General features: G+C 59.1%; 16 protein-coding genes. 4 read left to right on the top strand and 12 right to left on the bottom strand.

Annotated features, from left to right (window positions below; translation table 11 throughout):
• Positions 1–423 precede the first annotated feature (423 nt).
• The 4 genes from MKL20_RS32935 to MKL20_RS08030 all read left to right on the top strand — a co-directional run bounded on the left by MKL20_RS32935 (position 424) and on the right by MKL20_RS08030 (position 5,622).
• Positions 424–1,023, top strand: coding sequence for a ComEA family DNA-binding protein (locus tag MKL20_RS32935; RefSeq protein ID WP_313902710.1), 600 nt, complete (start codon positions 424–426; stop codon positions 1,021–1,023).
• A gap of 394 nt (positions 1,024–1,417) precedes the next feature.
• Entirely contained in the window at positions 1,418–2,524 is a 1,107-nt protein-coding gene (locus MKL20_RS08040; protein WP_244036236.1) for a hypothetical protein, read from the top strand.
• A gap of 97 nt (positions 2,525–2,621) precedes the next feature.
• Entirely contained in the window at positions 2,622–3,320 is a 699-nt protein-coding gene (locus MKL20_RS08035; RefSeq protein ID WP_244036235.1) for a haloacid dehalogenase type II, read from the top strand.
• A gap of 2,089 nt (positions 3,321–5,409) precedes the next feature.
• Complete coding sequence (locus MKL20_RS08030; RefSeq protein ID WP_244036234.1) at positions 5,410–5,622, top strand: hypothetical protein; 213 nt, start codon at positions 5,410–5,412, stop codon at positions 5,620–5,622.
• Positions 5,623–5,927: 305 nt separating this feature from the next.
• Here MKL20_RS08030 and MKL20_RS33250 read toward each other — a convergent pair whose 3' ends face one another.
• The 12 genes from MKL20_RS33250 to MKL20_RS07975 all read right to left on the bottom strand — a co-directional run bounded on the left by MKL20_RS33250 (position 5,928) and on the right by MKL20_RS07975 (position 18,934).
• Positions 5,928–6,809, bottom strand: a complete 882-nt coding sequence (locus MKL20_RS33250; protein ID WP_409568134.1) for a DNA N-6-adenine-methyltransferase — start codon at positions 6,807–6,809, stop codon at positions 5,928–5,930.
• A gap of 486 nt (positions 6,810–7,295) precedes the next feature.
• Positions 7,296–8,711, bottom strand: a complete 1,416-nt coding sequence (locus MKL20_RS08025; protein ID WP_244036233.1) for a hypothetical protein — start codon at positions 8,709–8,711, stop codon at positions 7,296–7,298.
• A gap of 202 nt (positions 8,712–8,913) precedes the next feature.
• Complete coding sequence (locus MKL20_RS08020; RefSeq protein ID WP_279594609.1) at positions 8,914–9,246, bottom strand: acyl-CoA thioesterase; 333 nt, start codon at positions 9,244–9,246, stop codon at positions 8,914–8,916.
• Positions 9,247–9,555: 309 nt separating this feature from the next.
• Complete coding sequence (locus tag MKL20_RS08015; protein WP_244036231.1) at positions 9,556–10,092, bottom strand: hypothetical protein; 537 nt, start codon at positions 10,090–10,092, stop codon at positions 9,556–9,558.
• Between the two features lie 63 nt (positions 10,093–10,155).
• The gene (locus MKL20_RS08010) at positions 10,156–11,364 is read right to left on the bottom strand and encodes a hypothetical protein (protein ID WP_244036230.1); all 1,209 of its coding nucleotides are present in this window, start codon (positions 11,362–11,364) and stop codon (positions 10,156–10,158) included.
• A 703-nt stretch (positions 11,365–12,067) separates the two neighbouring features.
• Entirely contained in the window at positions 12,068–13,507 is a 1,440-nt protein-coding gene (gene lpdA / locus MKL20_RS08005; RefSeq protein ID WP_244036229.1) for a dihydrolipoyl dehydrogenase, read from the bottom strand.
• Between the two features lie 13 nt (positions 13,508–13,520).
• Positions 13,521–14,936: a pyruvate dehydrogenase complex dihydrolipoamide acetyltransferase gene (locus tag MKL20_RS08000; protein WP_244036228.1), complete on the bottom strand. Its 1,416-nt coding sequence runs from the start codon at positions 14,934–14,936 to the stop codon at positions 13,521–13,523.
• 4 nt (positions 14,937–14,940) lie between these two features.
• Positions 14,941–15,471: a Uma2 family endonuclease gene (locus MKL20_RS07995; protein WP_244036227.1), complete on the bottom strand. Its 531-nt coding sequence runs from the start codon at positions 15,469–15,471 to the stop codon at positions 14,941–14,943.
• Positions 15,472–15,548: 77 nt separating this feature from the next.
• Entirely contained in the window at positions 15,549–15,836 is a 288-nt protein-coding gene (locus MKL20_RS07990; protein ID WP_058191992.1) for a DUF5076 domain-containing protein, read from the bottom strand.
• A gap of 70 nt (positions 15,837–15,906) precedes the next feature.
• Complete coding sequence (locus MKL20_RS07985) at positions 15,907–17,352, bottom strand: pyruvate dehydrogenase complex E1 component subunit beta (protein ID WP_244036226.1); 1,446 nt, start codon at positions 17,350–17,352, stop codon at positions 15,907–15,909.
• A gap of 54 nt (positions 17,353–17,406) precedes the next feature.
• The gene (gene pdhA / locus MKL20_RS07980) at positions 17,407–18,495 is read right to left on the bottom strand and encodes a pyruvate dehydrogenase (acetyl-transferring) E1 component subunit alpha (protein ID WP_409568133.1); all 1,089 of its coding nucleotides are present in this window, start codon (positions 18,493–18,495) and stop codon (positions 17,407–17,409) included.
• A gap of 127 nt (positions 18,496–18,622) precedes the next feature.
• The gene (locus tag MKL20_RS07975; RefSeq protein WP_243968950.1) at positions 18,623–18,934 is read right to left on the bottom strand and encodes an FtsB family cell division protein; all 312 of its coding nucleotides are present in this window, start codon (positions 18,932–18,934) and stop codon (positions 18,623–18,625) included.
• Between the last annotated feature and the right edge of the window lie 100 nt (positions 18,935–19,034).

Raw genomic sequence — 19,034 nt, 5'->3', positions numbered from 1 at the left:
ATGCAATGGTTAGGAGGCTCCTGAGCGGAGGCTTTGACTTATTGTATAATATTTTTACTTCTATCTAATTAAAAAGTACTGCGATGTGCGATATGAGATTTTTGTCGCATCTTTCCGACGACCTCCTGTGGGTTTTGGTGGATGGCCCGGCCAGTCTCTGCATTTCCGGTCATACCACAAACGGGTTGGTTGGCTGCGAGTATCGGGTGCGAACCATCCGATTTCAAATAAACGGTGCTAGCTGTTCAGGCTTTCCAAATCCATCGCTTAAGAAAGTTCTAAACGCTATATGGCGTCTTCCTTCGGAATACTCATTTGGCTGATAAATGACGAAGGCCCGCTCGGCGGTCGGCTACCCCGAGCTGCCATGATAGAACCACGGCAGGCGGTGATCATACCTCCAGAGACAGACCGGGTTCGTCAGTGGGCAAATCGACACTTTCCATCAGTGCCGCTCTGGCGGTAATCGCATTGGTGCTGACCAGCTTATGGGTTGGATATGGTCCCCGTCTTCAATCAGGGCGGGACAAGCAGGCTGCTACCGTTGTCCCGCTTTCTCAGCAGCCAACGACAAACCCGGAAGGCAAGACGATTCGCAACGTCTCCCCTGGAGCCGTCCCGGGACTGTCTCAGCGCATTTCCCCACCGTCGTTAAGCGGAGAATCGTCAGGGTCGGTTTCCTTTGTCGCAACCCCTGCTGTGCCATCACCTTCAACGGAAACGGTAAGTCCCTCTGCAACGGCGGATATCCGATCACCCGCCAAATCGCCTGAGATTACATCGCCTTCCGGCTTAAACGCCGCCACGACAACAACCAGTCCCGTGGATCAGTCTGCTGCCCCAGCTGGCAGCGTCGATCTCAACTCGGCTTCCGTGGAGCAACTGAACGCCCTTGGTGCTGGAATGATCGGAAAAAGGATCATCGAGTTCAGGCCCTACACGTCAGTGGACGATCTTCTTGCCCGACGTGTCCTTAAGCGAAGCGATTACGAAGCGATCAAAGGGGCGGTGACGATCCGGTAGCTCGGTTCGTTTTAAATGGGCTGGCTTAGAGCCTTCACCTGTTTGACGCAGCTAACTAGAGCCTTTTGGAGGTCATGTGAGACGGATGTTGGCTACTGCCTTGTCCGTTACAGTCCTACTCGCTGTTCCCAGCTTCCTGAACCCTGCACACGCCGAATGGACCGGACCAGGGGCAACGTCTCTCTTAGCCAACGAGGCCAATCCTAAGGGCTACAACTACGCCCCAAGCGTGATTACCGAGAACGGAACGACCGATTTTTGGTGGTGTGGTCAAGGCAAAACAGACGTCATATTCCACCGGTCCTTCAGCTCTCAGACGGGTTTCTCACCTGCTCAAGTTGTCTTTCAACCCACACCTGGTTCCTGGAACCGGGTGCACGTCTGCGATCCAAGCGTGATCAAAGGCAGCTTTACCAACCCAGCAGACGGTCAGCGTTACATCTACGCCATGTATTATTCTGGCGTCGATAATGCGCCGGGGAACAACAATCAGACCGGGTTAGCTTTCTCAAACGACAAAATCAACTGGGCAGACTATCCTAGCCCGGTCATCTCACCGCTCAATCCCGCGGTTGCCCAAGGAAATTACGGCAATGGGCAGCCGGCAACGATCAACACTGATGGTCGATCCAATCTGCTCGTCTTCACAACGGATCTAGGCGGTCCCCAGGGCATTGCTGGCTTTGGCGATCTTTACGTTCGCCGCACTGCGGACGGTGTGAATTTCGATCCCCCGATACGGATACCGAACGAGGCAACTGACGGGACTACCGTCAACCCGAATTCGGATTTTGCCTACGATTCAGCCAAAGGTGATGTCTACGTCATTACCGGTCTACCAGGCCGGAACTGTCAGAAGGTGACCTGCAAGGACCCAGCTCGCAATCCGGACAGGGAGACTTACCAGCTTGGCCTCTTCAAGATGCCGCTGAAAGCCCTCCTAAATGGGACGCCAGCGAAGTGGACGCCAGTCGGCTACCTGAACTCCGACGTCACGGGTTTCTATCTGAACCACAGCCCAGGCTTCCAGCGTGACCCCTACGGCAACCTCACGTCATTCCTGCCAAACGTGACCGTCTTCTTCTCGGGCGGTGATCCATATCCAGGCACCTGGCAGATCGCTACTGCTACCGAGACAAATACGTCAGAGCGTGCCCCACTCAAGCGGACCCTCGGACCGAATGGTCATTGGGTGACTACGGGCTACACCGATCCCGGCTATGCCTTCGAAACGAACATCGGCTCTCTGTTCCTTCTAACGAAACCCGGGACCTCCAAGCTCATGAGCTGCGTGGTAGGCTCCGATCACTTCCTCAGCCATGATCCGAGTTGCGAGGGCCAGACCCCTCTAGGCCAGACCGGCTACGTCTATGACAATCAACAGACGGGCACTCACCCGATCTACCGCTGCAACGCAGGCGGGCATGACCACTTCGTCTCGACCGACTCTGGATGTGAAGGCCAAACGACCGAAGGGCTGCTGGGATACGCCTTGAACTGACTTACCGATCGACGCTTGGGTTGTCTGACGGCATATGCGTTGACCCAATCGCATGGCTACGTAGTGCAAGGCGTTCGAATGAAGGTATCTGAGGCTCATGCTCAAGCTTGATCCTTCCCCGAAGGTGATCACTTTCGATTGTTACGGCACTCTGGTCCAATGGCATCGAGCTGTGAGAGAGGCGGCTGAAGCGATTCTCTCCAAACACGCGTCTGGGGATGATCTAGAAAAGTGGTCAGCCGCCTTGTCAGATGGATTGCGTAGCGCAGCAGTATCGCACCAGGACCGCCCCCCGTTTCAGGACTACAAGGCCATCCTCCGCTTGAGCCTCGATGAGGTACTCGCCGAAGCTGGCTTTCAATGCACCGAGGATGACCACCGGACGCTGCTATCCATCCTCCGACGGATCGAGCCACATACTGAGGTGCCGGCCGCTCTTGAACGCCTACGTGAACGCTACAAGCTTGCCATCATCAGCAACACGGACGATGATCTGATCGCTGAGACAGTCCAGGCTATTGGTGTCCCAATCAATTTCGTAATCACGGCTCAGCAGGCTCGGGCCTACAAGCCGGATCACCGTCTCTTCCAACACGCCTACGATGCGATGGGGGTTAACAAGGACGAGACCGTTCACGTAGGGATGGGCCAAGTCACAGACATGAAGGTCTGCCATGAGCGTGGCATCCGATCCGTGTGGATAGACCGTGTCGGTGAGACCCTCGATCCTCGCTGGCAGCCACATGCTGTCCTGAGCGACCTCACTGATCTGCCGCAGCTCCTATCTGCCCCATGAGCCCTTCTCGTGAGGAGCAGAGCTACATCACAGGCGTTGGTAAGGAGGTCACTCACGAGAAGTGACCGAGGAACGCCTGAGGAAATCTGCCATGCGGAAGACCGCTGTGATCGCAGCAATAAGCTTGCTGTCGATGGGAACTGCCAGCTTGGCCGCTGAGAACCAGGGTGCCACTAGTGGCTCGGGTACCACCCCTCGGATGCAGGGATCACCCAACGCCGCAGGCTTTGGCAAGGCGGAAACTACGGGAACAGCTGGTGCTCAAACACCGGACTCGACGCCGAACCAAGATGGCCGAATGAAAGGGCCGCCAAACGCTGCAGGCTTCAAGCAGGATGGCTCGGGTTCAGGATCACCGACGAGTGGTGCTGCATCAGGCCGTTAGATCTTTAAGGCGGGGCGGCGGTTCATCTGCAGCCCTGCCAACCCTCACGATCCCTGCGGAACCCCATCCATCACCGAAGCGGCTATAGGTCTTCGACAGGAATCTGACCAGGTTTAACGTCTGGATTTGACTGAGACTGTCTTGTTCCTAGATAGTGGTTGCACAGGCTCGTTAGAGATCTCGATTTCTGTTTGAGCTGCCGCCCTCATAAAGGATTACGGGATGAGGTCCAGCAAAGCTAACTCCCAAATCAAATTTTGCTGATCCAGTCTTTCGAGTGCCCCGGCTCGGATTGGAAACAGAGAAATCGATCGTCGATCGAGCTGCACACTTTTGTGATGCATAGTTGCAATCTATGCGCATAGTGCCTGGTCGATGAACGTAACGCCGGATTGGCCACTGTAAGATAGCTCGTCGCTTCTCCGCTTGTAGATCTGCTTGGGAGTATGGCTTGCCGTAAAACTGGACTGTTCGCCCATACATGTAAGGCACACCTGCAACCGGACTCACATTGCTAGATGACCAAATCTGCAGGTAGCGATCAGCGATGAATGCTGTGCGGTCCTTCATCTCCTGCGGAGCAATTGCTTTTGCAGGAGAAACAAAGGCGACGGCAATCAAGCCAACTGCCGCCAGATGTTTCGTGCCAATCATTCGACTAGAGCCTGTTAAAATCGAAAAAATTTATCACTGGTTCAGCCAGCGCATGACCCCTGAGGATGTCTCAGAGGTAGATGCCTGCCTGTAATCCCTGCGATCGACTTGCGGAACTCTTTGATGGAAATCCACATATCCATTTCGACTGGATGGATAGTAGTGCTTCGATGCATCGGGGTATGCATCACGCATCACATCTACATGCTGAGATTGTTTGGTCGTAGAAGGGAATGGGCCACCTTGCTTTTCCGCTAGGGAAGCGACTCTGTCAGTGGAGGGCTTACGGTTTGGTTTAATTGCAGAGGGAAGCGTTTGCGTTCGACGTGACGTTGCTTCAGCTACTCGTTGCGACAGAAGAGTTCGATCAGTAGTACTAGATCCGGCGTCAGTGGGACGGTTTTCAGACTTAGCTAGAAGCTCCGACACACCCGGCCGTCGGGGCGGGATGGCTTGGGCAACAATGGATTGATCGACCTGTCTCAGGCTCTTTTGCTCCGGCTCTTTAGAAGCTCGGTCAGGCCCGTGTACCTGCTTATTGTCCAAGTTGAACACGAGGGGGGGTAAAGGCTGACGAGTAGGCGTAGCCACTGAACGCTCTTTGACCGGATCAACCCACCCGTTCGTCGCAGATCGGGTATCAGGTGCCGTCGCTGCTAGACGCTCATTCGAACCTGTTGCAGAAGCCACCTTCGCAGCGTTTGATGCTGCAACTCCATCCGAAATCCCGCTGGACTTTCCTTCGTGGACCATAGCCCTTTCAGGCCTGGCGCTGACATAGGCGGCAGTCACTCCAACCCCAGCAGCGAAGGCGATCCCAAGGGCCAAAAGCGGCTTAATCGGCACACTCATGAGCCCTCGTTTCGTAAATGGTATGGATCGGGAATACGGGCAGAAACCTCCAGCCGTCCGGAGTGGTTCCGACATCCAAGTGATCCGCAAGGTCCCTATGGACCCTGTGCATTTGCCCAGGCTGATGTGAGTCGGGATAAAATCACATCGCCCTGTCAGTGGCTTGGTCCTGGCAGATGACCGTGCCATGACTGGTAGATGAGCTACAGCGTCCGAATCCTCTTCCTCAACCAAACTGAGCCGCTGCCGTCCAGAAAGTTGGACGGCTCATTCGCTGATCTGCAGGGAGCGTGGGAGGCTGGGACAGCCGAGGTTTTGGCCTATCAGCTCCGTTCGATCGAGGTGGCCTTCGAGGTGCTCGATGCCAACGATCAGATTGTGGAAGTAACCGCTAAGCAGGTCGATAGCTGAACAAATTCCGAAGCGCTTCTCCGGCCTGCCTTTTGGATTCGCTACCTAAGACTGTTTCGGGAGACATCATAGGACTTTCCAAGTCGCCACTCGACCTAGAATCTTTTGAGGTATCATCGTTTCAGGCATCGCCACTTTCAGCTGCAGTGATAGACGTTCCAGTCGCTCTGCTTTCCAGCCAAAGACACTTCCTCAGCTCCGCCCGATTTTGGCGCCATGGCCGCGAAAGGTCTATTTTAGCGCCACCGCCTTGATGACGCCCTGGGTGGGCGGCCCACGACGTCACCGCCAATGCGAAGATGTAACTATGCCTCACGAGCCCTGCCGCGCGGAGGTGCCTTGATAGGGGCAGGCACATGCCACGCCACCGGTAGAGCAGCGCCGACCTGCGCTGCCTGCTTTGCGCTCGCACCCCACACCACGACCGCCGACGGAAATGGCGCCGGCATCGCGCCGTCGCCGAACCTCAACCGTCCCCGCAGCATAAATACGTCCGCTGCACCAGCTATGTAGAGGTGCCACCAGCGGGTATCGGTACGGGCCGGCACCAGGCCGACCACCATCGCACCGCCGGACGCCTCGCCGGCACACTTCGCCACCCAGGTGCCCAGTTGCTTCCCGTAAGGTGGATTTACGAAGATCCGCCCCCGCCAGGGAAGGGTCAGGCCGTTGTCGTGGACAGTCAGCCGAACCCGAGCTTTCACCCGCGCCCGACTAGCGTCCGCCGTAGCCGCACATGGGTCCAGGTCAAACCGGCCGAACACGCTTTCCAAGGCGGCTACCAGCTCCGGCGGGGTCTCCCAACCGTGATGGGCTGAGCTATTGCCGACCGTGGTATAAAACCCAGCCGTCGCGCCGATTGGCGTCAGGTAAAGGCCGGCGCCGATTGTAGCCGCGTAGGTTTCCAGGGTCTCCAAACGACCGGGTCCGCCGGCTTCCAGCGCGGACAACGTGGTGCGGGATACTCCAAGCATGCGCGCGAGCGCCCGCCGGCTCAGTCCACGGCGCTCTCGTAAGTTGACCAAAGCAGCACCTATGGGGCCAGCGACTAGGCTGCGACCCCTCAGTTCGTGCCCAAGTGCCCCCAACGCCGTCGACCAGCTCGAGAGTGTGCCTCGACCCCGTTCAAGGTTGCGAACGGTCGCAACACTAATTCCGGCCGCTTCAGCAAGTTGAACTTGCGTCATGATTGGAAGCCGCGTCGCCCTCAACGCAGTCCCAAGTGAGGATAGTTGTGCCATTCTGCTCGTAGCTCGACGATAAAATGCTCCGATAGTTGGGCCAAACGGGCGCGCTGGTGTCAACGGCTAGTCTGTTGAACATCTCCTTCGGTGCTGCCCTCATGCTTTCAGATTCGCATTTTATCGTCCTCGGGCCATGCTCCCGTTCGGGTGGTCATCGCTTTTGACCTGCCTATCCGGCACATACTCGTGCGACGCGCTATCCTCGATAAGCTACGTTCGACTCGCGTTGCTCCTTTACGCGCTTGTCTCAGTATCCTCCTGGAACGCCACCGCTCACCGAAGCGCACTCACCCCCGCGCCAAAGAAGTCTGCATCGATGATAGGCGGTGCACCCTTGGCCGTGACGAGAGCCTGCAGCGATTATTGAGATTCTATCCCACTCTTAATAATTTTGTTTTGCATCTCAGCCCTCCCACTCAAGTGGCCGATCTAGTGTTGTGATCGCTTGTTGGCTTGAGGCGCCCAGTATTTAAGGCAATTTTCTTGCATATAACAGGCAATAGTTGGCGCGCAATCTGGGTGCTCATATATGGAGTGACGAAATCCTGTCCTGTGTCGGCTTACCTTAAGGCTTTTCACCCTGATATTACTTCCGTCAGGGACGGTTTGCGTGCTAATTTCAAACTGTTGGCGATTGTAAATGAATTCAAATCCCGCGGCGGCTCTCAAAAGAAAATTCAAAAGTCCAATCAATCCTCTATAGAATTTTATTCCAGAAAAAATAAGCGGTGGGATTATCATAATAAGGAAGCAAGCTAAGGGAAGTGCGGATTTCGCATCGATTGAGCCTTTAAGTATGTTAATTGCGAGGGCGATAGGGAAAGCTTCGAAAACTGCGACTAGAATAGTTTGAATAGCGATTTTTTTAGGGCGGCTAATCCCGGACGTTTTGCGCAGCAAACTATTAAAGGGTCTTGAAAAAAAGCTACTAGCAGAAATAAGAAGACTCATTTCATCATCCGCCATACGGATTACGAATGGATTTACGTCGAGACGCGCGTACGAACACTCTTCCAAAAAAGGCTCTATATTTTGGTCAGTTGCATCTCTTTTTTGGAGGAAAAATCTCTTTATTGCAGGGTGCAATATTGTAATCTCGAGCAAGACCGCAACCAGAAGAGTCACGATTATAAGCCCAGCGCCATCGGCGTCACCGATAAGGAGTGGTCTTTTATCAAAAAACAGTCTAACGCCGGCGAAGTCCGGCATAAAATATAAGGCAGTACATATGCCAATGAGGTAGATAGCGATAAAATAATATATTATTCTAGCAGTTTTATTCAGCGAAAACGACTGATAGATGAAGCTGCTCTCCGGTCGAGCAACGGATATAAAAGGAGTTGCAAGCGTTATGACTTGCGTAGCTATTCCTTTATCTCGAAGTTTTTTTGCAGCTAGAACTGCAGCATTTCCCCCGTGGCTGTGTGCAATAATGAATACAGGCGTCAGATATGATTCTGTAGAATTCCTTTGGTTGTCTACGTGCGTCACCACTCTACTGATGATCTCCTCCGACGCTTGCCGCCTGCTTGTGAAAGTATTGTGCTGTGCCCACTTGATTGGTATTTGCTTAATGCAAATTGAGTTTTGGCTTAAAAGAAACGAAAGTTCTATGTTGAATCTTGAGCCTTCTTCAAACCAAGAGACTTGTGGTGTCTGCTCTATCGGCCCAAATATTAACGATGCAAATTTTTGCTTCGCAATGCCCAACATGGACGGCTTGGCAAAGAAATCTGCCCAGGTGCCTGGAACGGCGAATACGACAACGTCTTTACTCATATATTGCCCCGTCAACCGTTTAGCTATTTTTAGCACTAACATAAATGCGGCTACAACAGCAAGCATATCAAATCTTGTTGATGTGTATATCTGCAAAATCACACTCTATTACTATATAAGCGGATTGTGATCAGACCCATGTTCGAATACAGGTCATCGATCTCCCTTGGGGCAATTCAAAAAATCTCGGTCTTTTTCGATCACTGTTAATTGCGTATTTGTTTGAGAGTACACCCTTGTTAACGACAGCCGCCTCTTCGACTTTCCGTTATCGGCCGACATCAATATTATAAGCTTTTTCCTTTTCACTCAAAAATAAGTAGGTGAACACGCCCTCGGTTACCTTCTCCGGGTTTGTGCCGGACCGGTCCCGAACCCAGGTCTCGATCTTCACCGCTATGGACGTGTCGCCTTCCTCCTGAAGAATGCAGTAGACGCTTTCCTCGTCACCAACCTCGATCGGCCTGAGGAAGCGCATGGCGTCAATGCTTACGGTCACGAAGCGCCATGGGGCGCGTTGAGCGACGAAGGTGCTTCCGGCAAGATCCATCTGTGAGACGGTCCAACTTTCAAAGATATGGTGGTCACATCGATATTCCATCGGCCGTCGTACTTGGCTGGTACGGAAGCCGGATTGCCTGCCGCCCAAGCTATGCAGGGCTTATGATCCACACCAGGACTGCTCCGGAAAACGTTTGTCGACGCATCATGTGAACCGCTGTTGGTTCCCTCTCAGCAAATCTACGTGGTGCGGCTGTCGGAACAAGGCCACTATCCGTCGCGGCTATGACGTTCACAAGCAGTAAACCCGCTCATCCGGACCGAGCCATCCTTCTCCTGAAAAGGAGCGACGTGAGTTAACGAGAGTCGTACCTGCTAGAGGACGCGACTTAATCGTTTGGGGAAGGTTTTAGCGGTTCTCCTGATGCATCCGCTCTATCAGAAAGAACAGGCCGTGGAGCGTTATCGTGACGATGCGCACCAGGCAAAAAGTAAACCAGCCGACGACTGCATACTTAAACGTAAACGCAACCGGCGCGGCGACCGAATGATGAGCGTTTTCGGCCTCGATTTGCTTTAGTATTGGCGCAAACTCCATAATGGAAACGCCGATAACACAAGTGAGGAAAGATAACGCGCATAGATAGGCGAAAAGATGACACATGAATACGCGGAGTGTGAGTGCTACGTTGAACGTCTCCCCGCCTCTTTGAATGTCGAGCATAGGAACATTTTTGCCGCCCATTTCCTCATCTAGGCTTCTGTTGCTGAATGTGGCGGCCGCGGCCAAAGCCGCAATGTAGAACCCGGGCAGGCTGCCAACAATTTGTAGAACGTAATCGACATAATGCTTGTCGCCTATAATTTCTGGTTTGTACGGTGACGCCCAATATATAATGCAAGCAAACGCGGTAACAACCGCAGGAATGGTGGTGCGCAACACCATCAACTCAGTGTTCCTGATCCGAAGGAATGCAAATGGTCGCTTTATTTGATACCAGATCACCGCTCACGCTCCGGGGCCGACGGCCAGCAGGGCCAGCATTTCTGCTTCCATATGCCCGACTATGGTGGGGGAGGCATCAGCCAATGGCGGGTTAATCTTCCTCAAGGTCGTGTACTTGATAAAATCCTCCGATGCAGGCTCGCCCGTTTCGACATCGAATTCCAAATTGTGATTATTTCTGTTTTGATCGGTGAAAGCAATTCGTCCGGTCTTGTAATCGTCTTTGTGTTTGGTTACGGCGCCCAATATCTTGGCAAAGAGGCCCTTGCGATCGACCTCTGGCTTTATGCCCAAGGTCAATTCATAACTTTCTTCAGTCAGAAACTCACTGTCCGAGAATGCAGTGGCTTCTTTAGTTTTGGTAAGTTTGATGTTGCGAATGTGTCCGTTTTCGAGGTCGCGGATTAGTGTTGGCGAGGGATGTCCGTTCAAACGGACCAGAGGTAAATAGGAGTGGCGCTTGGGTGCGCCGTCGCGCGTCTTGGCGCCGCCCGGATCAGGGTATGAAAAGCGCATGTTATCTGTTTGATGCGCATCCCGGATCAGTCTGTTGAGCAACCGATATATGCTTGTTGCATTGAGCCTTCTTACGCCTTCTAGCAAGCATAAATGCGTGTTAGTCTTGTAAGGGTCGATGTTTATTACAAGATGCGCAGACAAGTTCCCGCCTTGCTGTGCTGTTTTCTTCATGACAGTTGTCACACGGGTTTGCATGTCTGCATAGGCGGCGTCGGGCATGAGTTTATCAATTACTGAGATCAGTAGCGTGATCTTGTCCTGCGTATTGTTGAGCCTCGCATCATTGATTTGATATATTACTTTTTCGTCCTGAAGCACGTGAAATGCATTTTTTGCTTGTGTCCGTTCCTGCCATAAGTCGAACAACTCTCTCAGAGTTGGCACATGTGAGGATTTTTCGCGCTTGCCGATCATCAGATCATAATAGTAAATCCGTCGCTCGTCTGCTCGCATGGGTGCCATCGAATATGCATTGACCTGCGACAACCTTAGCGAGCACCCGCTCCCATCACAAGAGATGTTCGCTTTTTGTTCTTGTGCGGATGGATAGCATCCCCACGTAAGTTTGAACAGAAGGGCATCGCTGAGCACGTCGAACTTCACCCCCAGATGTCTGGTCAGCGAGGGATCGCTCGTGCTCTCCTCATCAGAGCCCAATCGGTTATCGCCCCTGAGAGCGGGTGTGGTGTTCATCTCCCACATTTCTCAGTGCATGCTGCAAACCTGTACCAAGTGGCAATCGACATAGTTGAAGGTGCTTCGGATCGTCCGCTGAAAGCACAAAGTCTCCGCTATAGACCTAATCCCGTCCTTGAAGGGTGATCAGATCACACCCGTCGTTCCGACCAAGTGGGACTCGAACCGCTCAGACGCGGTGCTCCGGTTCGATAGGGCTTCGCCCGATGCTCGGTGGTCCTTCCGTCAACTCTCTCCGCGTCTGACGAGCGGGGACAGCGATGCGCTGTTCTCGCAGCTGGAGGGTTAAGAGCGAGCCATCTGAGGCCAATGTGTCATGGCTTCGGCCTGACCCTTCTTCTAGGCTTGATACTCATCCTACGTGGCGCTTGGGTTGCCGCTTCATGAAGGGGAACGTCGGCATCCTGCTGCCTCCCGAATACCTCCGATCTGGGTTTCAAACGGCGGAGCGGCGCTCAACAACGGCCAAGACGCTCAACCAATAAGCTGGCCAGAATCGCGGAATGTCCGGCTGCAAACAACCCGATCCGGGACGCCACGGACTAGCACCGAAGCACACCGCTGGCACAATCTGGGCACACTGAAGGGCCGCAGGAGGGACGCTACGCACCCCTCCGAGCCTTGACCGTTGAGCAATCTGCTGCTTACCCTGTTGCGGCTAACAGCTTGTTTTGAAGGAGCTTTCAGCCCGTTTCAGGTCTCAGGTGTGGATCACCTTGCCATACGCGTCGAGCACGCTCTCGTGCATCATCTCGCTGAGCGTCGGGTGCGGGAACACCGTGTGCATCAACTCCTCCTCGGTGCTCTCCAGGTTCATCGCCACCACGTAGCCCTGGATCAGCTCGGTCACTTCGGCGCCGATCATGTGGGCGCCGAGCAGCTGGCCGGTCTTGGCGTCGAACACCGTCTTGATCAGCCCGTCCGGCTCGCCCAGCGCGATCGCCTTGCCGTTGCCCGCGAACGGGAAGCGGCCGACCTTCACGGCAAAGCCCAGCTCCTTGGCCTTGGCCTCGGTGAGCCCGACGCTGGCGATCTGCGGCTGGCAATAGGTGCAGCCCGGGATCTTGGCCTTGTCCATCGGGTGGGTGTGCAGGCCCTTGATGGTCTCGACGCAGATGACGCCCTCGTGCTCGGCCTTGTGGGCGAGCATCGGCGGGCCGGCGACGTCGCCGATGGCGTAGAGGCCGGGCACGTTGGTCCGGCCGAGCCCGTCGGTGACGACGATGCCGCGGTCGATCTTAACCCCGAGCTTTTCGAGGCCAATATTCTCGATGTTGCCGACCACGCCCACCGCCGAGATCAGTTTTTCGGCCGTGATCTGTTGGGTCTTGCCGTCGCCGCCCTCGATGGTCGCCGTGACGGAATCGGCGCCCTTCTCGACCTTGGTCACCTTGGCGCCGGTGAGGATCTTGATGCCCTGCTTCTCGAAGCGCTTGCGCGCGAGGCCCGCGATCTCGGCATCCTCCACCGGCAGGATCTGCGGCAGCAGCTCCACCACGGTCACCTCGGCGCCCATGGTCTTGTAGAACGAGGCGAACTCGATGCCGATGGCGCCGGAGCCCATGACGAGCAGGCTCTTGGGCATCGCCTCGGGCACCATGGCTTCGTAATAGGTCCAGATCTGCTTCTTGTCGGGCTCGATCCCGGGGATCGCCCGGGGCCGGGCGCCGGTGGCGACGATGATGTGCTTGGCCTGGTAGGTCCCGGCGCCCTTGGCGCCCTTGGGCGGCTCGGCGCGCTTCGACTCCTTGACGGTGACCTGGCCGGGCTGGTTGCCCTTGGCCACGCTGTCGACCGCGGCCTCGCCCCAGATCACGTCGACCTTGTTCTTCTTCAGAAGCATGCCGACGCCGCCGTTGAGCCGGCCCGAGACGCCCCGCGAGCGCTTCACGATGGCGGCCGTATCGAACCCGACCTTCTCTGCGGTGAGGCCGTAATCGCCGGCATGCTGGAAGTAATGAAAAATCTCGGCCGAGCGCAGCAGCGCCTTGGTGGGGATGCAGCCCCAGTTCAGGCAGATGCCGCCCAGATGCTCCCGGTCGACCACGGCGGTCTTGTAGCCGAGCTGCGCCGCCCGGATCGCCGTGACGTAGCCGCCGGGCCCGGCGCCGATGATGAGGATGTCGTAGGTGTCGGACATTGCGTGCTCCGGCTTAGACCAACATGCCCATCGGGTTCTCGATCAGCCCCTTGAAGGCCGCGATCAGCTCCGCGCCGAGCGCGCCGTCGAGGACGCGGTGGTCACAGGACAGGGTGGCGGTCATCACCTGGACCACCGCGGGGGCGCCATCCTTTACGACGACGCGCTTCTCGCCGGCGCCCACCGCCAGGATGCTGGATTGCGGTGGGTTGATCACCGCGGTGAAGTGCTTGATCCCGAACATGCCGAGGTTCGACACCGAGGTGACGCCGCCCTGGTATTCTTCCGGCTTGAGCTTCTTCGCACGCGCCCGGGCGGCGAAGTCCTTCATCTCCTTCGAGATGGTGGACAGCGTCTTCTCGTCGGCCCGGCGGATCACCGGGGTGAACAGCCCACCGTCGATCGCCACCGCGACGCCGACCTCGGCCTGCTTGAAGCGCAGCACCCGGTCCTCGGCCCAGACCGCGTTGGCGGCGGGCACGCGGGTGAGCGCCAGGCCCATCGCCTTGATGACGAAGTCGTTCACCGAGAGCTTGAAGGCCGGCTTGCCGTCCTTGTCCTTGCCCGCGGAGGCGTTGAGCGTCTCGCGCAGCTTCATCAGCGCGTCGAGCTCGCAATCCACGGTGAGGTAGAAGTGCGGGGCCACCTGCATCGCCTCGGTGAGGCGCTTGGCGATGGTCTTGCGCATGCCGTCCAGCGGCACCTCCTCGTAGGAGCCCTTGGCGTAGAAGCCCCGGACCTGATCGAGGCTGAGGCCGGCCGGCGCCCCGCCCGCGGAGGCGGCCTTCGGGGCCGGGGCGGCCGCCTTGGGCGCCTCGGCGGCGGCCTGCGGCGCCGGCGCCTTGGTGCCGCCGGAGGCCTTGGCGGCCTGCACGTCCCGGGCGATGATCCGGCCGTGCGGGCCGCTGCCCTCCACGGCGGCGAGGTCGACGCCCTCCTGCTTGGCGATCCGGCGCGCGAGCGGCGAGGCGAACACCCGGCCGCCTGCCCCCTGGGGCTGCGGGCTGCCGCCGGGCTGAGCGCCCTCCGGCGCCTCGTTCACCCGCTCGTAGGACATGTGGCCGCCGCCGGGCGTGGTGTTCTGGTCGGCCGGGGCCGGCGCGGCGGCGGATTTCGCCTCGGACTTGGCCTCCGGCGCAGCCTTGCCGTTGGTGCCGCTCGCGGCCTGCACGCTCGACGGATCCTCGCCCTCCGCGGCGATCACCGCGATCAGGTCGTTGACCGGCACGTCGGCGGTGCCCTCGGGCACGACGATCTTGGCGAGCACGCCCTCGTCGATGGCCTCGACCTCCATGGTCGCCTTGTCGGTCTCGATCTCGGCGAGCACGTCGCCGGATTTCACGGCGTCGCCCTCCTTCTTCAGCCACTTGGCGAGGTTGCCCTTCTCCATGGTCGGCGAGAGGGCGGGCATGAGCACGTTGATCGGCATGGCATCAGGTCTCGGGCAAGGCCGGGGCGGCCGGATCGTCGAAGGGAAACAAGTCGTCGAGGGGGAACGGGACAGCGTCGAACGGCGCGAGCGCCACGGTCTCGCTGCGCTGGATCGTGGCCAAAACCACCCAGCGCCCGTCGGCGAGGGCAAAGCCTTCCAGGAAACCTTCGCCCGGATCGAGCAGCCAGAGGTGGCCGATCCCGGCCTCGGCGTAGATGCGGCGCTTGGGACCGCGGTCGAGGCTCATGGTGGACGGCGAGAGGATTTCGCACACCCAGTCCGGCGGGGTCTCAATAAAAGCGGCCTCCGGCATGGATGGCATCCGATGGCGGCGCCATCCGGCGAGGTCCGGAACGACCACATGGGGGCCGAGATGAAGCTCCGGCTCGACCATAAAGAGCCAGCCGCCGGGACCGCCGCGTCCCTGGCGGAAAGGTGGACCCAGCACAGTGTTGAGATCCGATGCCGCCAGCGCATGCTGTGGGCATGGCCGCGGATGCGTCTCCAGCACCCCATCGATGATCTCGGCCACGAGATGCTCCGGCACCGCCATGAGATCCGCGTAGGTCGCCGAACGGAGAGCGGCCACAGCCATGGTCGGCACCATCGCTAGTTGAAGCCGCCGGGGTCGAGCCCCTCGGCCTCCCAGCCGGCGCGGATGCGCTCGAACGCCTCCTCCTCCGACATGTCGGTCTCCAGCGCGTAGGCGCGGGCCGCCTGTCGGCCGAGGTCGATCAGCAGCCGCCCCCAGGTCGCGGGATCGTCGAAGGACCGGCGCAGGGCCACGCTCACAGCCCCGTCCACCACGGCCGCGCGCAGCACCTCGATGCCGCCCTGCGCGCGGGCGTCCGGCGGGATGGCGAGTTCGACGAAGTCCTGTGTGGGATCCTGGCTCATGGTGCGCCGGCTGGTCTCCGAACCCGGACGGGGCGGGAGGACGGGGCGGCCTGTCCGCCCGCGACGCCCGTCACTTGTAGCAGACGCTCTTGGCCGCCTCGACGACCTCGGCCACGTTCGGCAGGGCGAGTTTTTCGAGGTTGGCCGCGTAGGGCATCGGCACGTCCTTGCCGGTGATGCGCAGGACCGGGGCGTCGAGATAGTCGAAGGCGTCGACCATCAGGCGGGCGACGATCTCGGCGCCGATGCCGGATTGCGGGAACCCCTCCTCCACGGTGATGCAGCGGCCGGTCTTCTTGACCGAGCGCACCACCGTATCGGAATCCATCGGCCGGATCGTGCGCAGGTCGATGACCTCGGCCTCGATGCCCTCCTCGGCCAGGATCTGCGCGGCCTTGAGCGCGTAGGTCATGCCGATCGCGAAGGACACGATGGTCACGTCCTTGCCGGTGCGGTGGACCCGCGCCTTGCCGATCGGCAGCACGAAATCGTCGAGCTGCGGCACCGGGAAGGACTGGCCGTACAGGATCTCGTTCTCGAGGAAGATGATCGGGTTCGGGTCGCGGATCGCGGCCTTGAGCAGGCCCTTGGCGTCAGAGGCCGTGTAGGGGGCGATCACCTTAAGGCCCGGCACGTTCGAGTACCAGGCGGCGTAATCGTGGCTGTGCTGGGCGCCGACCCGGGCGGCGGCGCCGTTGGGGCCGCGGAACACGATCGGGCAACCGAGCTGGCCGCCGGACATGTACAGGGTCTTGGCCGCCGAGTTGATGATGTGGTCGATCGCCTGCATGGCGAAGTTGAAGGTCATGAACTCGACGATCGGCTTCAGGCCGGAGAGCGCCGCGCCGACGCCGATGCCGGCGAAGCCGTGCTCAGTGATCGGGGTGTCGACCACCCGCCGGGCGCCGAATTCCTGCAGCAGCCCCTGGGTGATCTTGTAGGCGCCCTGATACTCGGCGACCTCCTCACCCATGACGAAGACGTCGCCGTCGCGGCGCATCTCCTCGGCCATGGCGTCCCGCAGGGCCTCGCGCACCGTGGTGGTGACCATCGGTGTGTTGGCCGGGAATTCCTCCATCACCGGCTCGTCGGCCTTGTTGGTGATGACGGCCGGCGCCGCCGGGGCCTTCTGCGCATCCTCGCCGGACTTCGACGCCGGGGCCGGCTTGTCGGCCATCCCCTCGGCCTGCATGTCCGGAGTCGGGGCCGGGTGGCCGCCGGCGCCGTTGGGCTTCGGCTTGCCGCCGCTGGCGGCCGCCTCCGACACGTCCTCGCCCTCGCCGGCGATGATCGCGATCGGCGTGTTGACCGCGACGCCCTCGGTGCCCTCCTCGATCAGGATCTTGGCGAGCACGCCCTCGTCGATGGCCTCGACCTCCATGGTCGCCTTGTCGGTCTCGATCTCGGCCAGCACGTCGCCGGACTTGATCGGATCGCCCTCTTTCTTCAGCCACTTGGCGAGCTTGCCCTCCTCCATGGTGGGCGAGAGGGCGGGCATCAGGATGTCGGTCGCCATGCTCAGCTCTGCGGTCGTCTTTTCGGTAGGGGCGGCCAGTGTTTCGGGAACGCGCTAGGCGTGCGCTTCCAGCAGGATGTCGGTCCAGAGCTCGGCGGGATCCGGCTCGGGATCGTTGGTGGCGAACTCGGCCGCCGCGTTCACGGTCTCGCGGACCTTGGCGTCGGTCGCCTTGATCTCCGCCTCCGGCACCCCGTGCAGCTCGAGCAGGCGCTTGCGCACCATCTCGATCGGGTCGTGCTCGTCGCGCATCTTCGAGACCTCGTCCTTGGTCCGGTACTTGGCCGGATCGGACATGGAGTGGCCGCGGTAGCGGTAGGTCTGCATCTCCAGGATGTAGGGGCCCTGGCCCGAGCGGGCATGCTCGACTGCCCGCGCCGCCGCCTCGCGCACGGTGCGCACATCCATGCCGTCGACCTGCTCGCCGGGAATGCCGAAGGAGAGGCCACGCTTGGAGAAGTCGGTCTGCGCCGAGGCCCGGGCCACCGAGGTGCCCATGGCGTAGCGGTTGTTCTCGATCACGTAGACCACCGGCAGCTTCCAGAGGGCCGCCATGTTGAAGCTCTCGTAGACCTGGCCCTGGTTGGCCGCGCCGTCGCCCATATAGGTGAGGCTGACCTTGCCGTTCTCCCGGTAATGGTCAGCGAAGGCGAGGCCGGTGCCCAGCGACACCTGCGCGCCGACGATGCCGTGGCCGCCGAAGAACTGCTTCTCGCGGCTGAACATGTGCATGGAGCCACCCTTGCCGCGGCTGTAGCCGCCCCGGCGGCCCGTCAGCTCGGCCATGACGCCCTTCGGGTCCATGCCGCAGGCCAGCATGTGGCCGTGATCGCGGTAGCCGGTGATGACCTGATCGCCGTCGATCGAGGCCATCTGCATGCCGATTACCACGGCTTCCTGGCCGATATAGAGGTGGCAGAAGCCGCCGATCAGGCCCATGCCGTAGAGCTGGCCGGCCTTCTCCTCGAAACGCCGGATCAGCAGCATCTCGTGATAGGCGTGGAGGTCTTCTTCGCGGGTGAATTGCGGCATGTTGGGCGCGGGCTTGTGCGCCTCGACAGCCTGCGAGCTTCCAGCCTCCGGGCTCGCGACCTGCGATTGCGAGGACGAAGCGTCCTTCGCAGGCTCCTTGGCGGCGTCCATCGGCGCTCTCCCCGTGATTCCACGCGACTGGAACGGGGTGTAGGACAGCACCGTTGGGAAAGCGAGGGTGGACGCTCTGACAGGTCGCCGCTCTTGTCAGAGGGGATCTAAAGTCGCGGCGTGTCGGTCAGGGTGTGATGACGACCACGTCGTTGGCGTGGACCCGCCCGAGCACGATCCGGGCCCGTTCCTCCAGGAGATCGCGGTCGATCTGGTCGCTCTTGAGCAGCGCCACCCGGTGCTCCCAGGTCGCGCGCTCCGCGCGGACGGCGGCGAGTTCCTGGGTGAGGCCGTAGGCGCGGATCTTCAGCACCTTCTTGGCTTCGAGTCCGCGATTGCCGCTCTCGGCCTGCCAGACGAAGAAGCCGACCACAAGCGCCGACAGGGTCCAGAGACCCAGGGGCAAGACGACCATTCTGACGCGGCGGCGGACGACCATGGCGGGAGCCTCGCGCGGAAAGGTTAACGGAGCTTTTCGAGGCTGTGGGATCGTGCTCTTCGGCTATGATCCGGCCCGAACCTCGGGAGCCCACGCGCAC

It is taken from the genome of Methylobacterium sp. E-066 (genome assembly GCF_022829635.1).
In the GTDB taxonomy this organism is placed as follows: Bacteria; Pseudomonadota; Alphaproteobacteria; order Rhizobiales; family Beijerinckiaceae; genus Methylobacterium.
The sequence above is the reverse complement of the archived record's forward strand: the minus strand, read 5'-3'. Positions and strand labels throughout refer to the sequence as shown.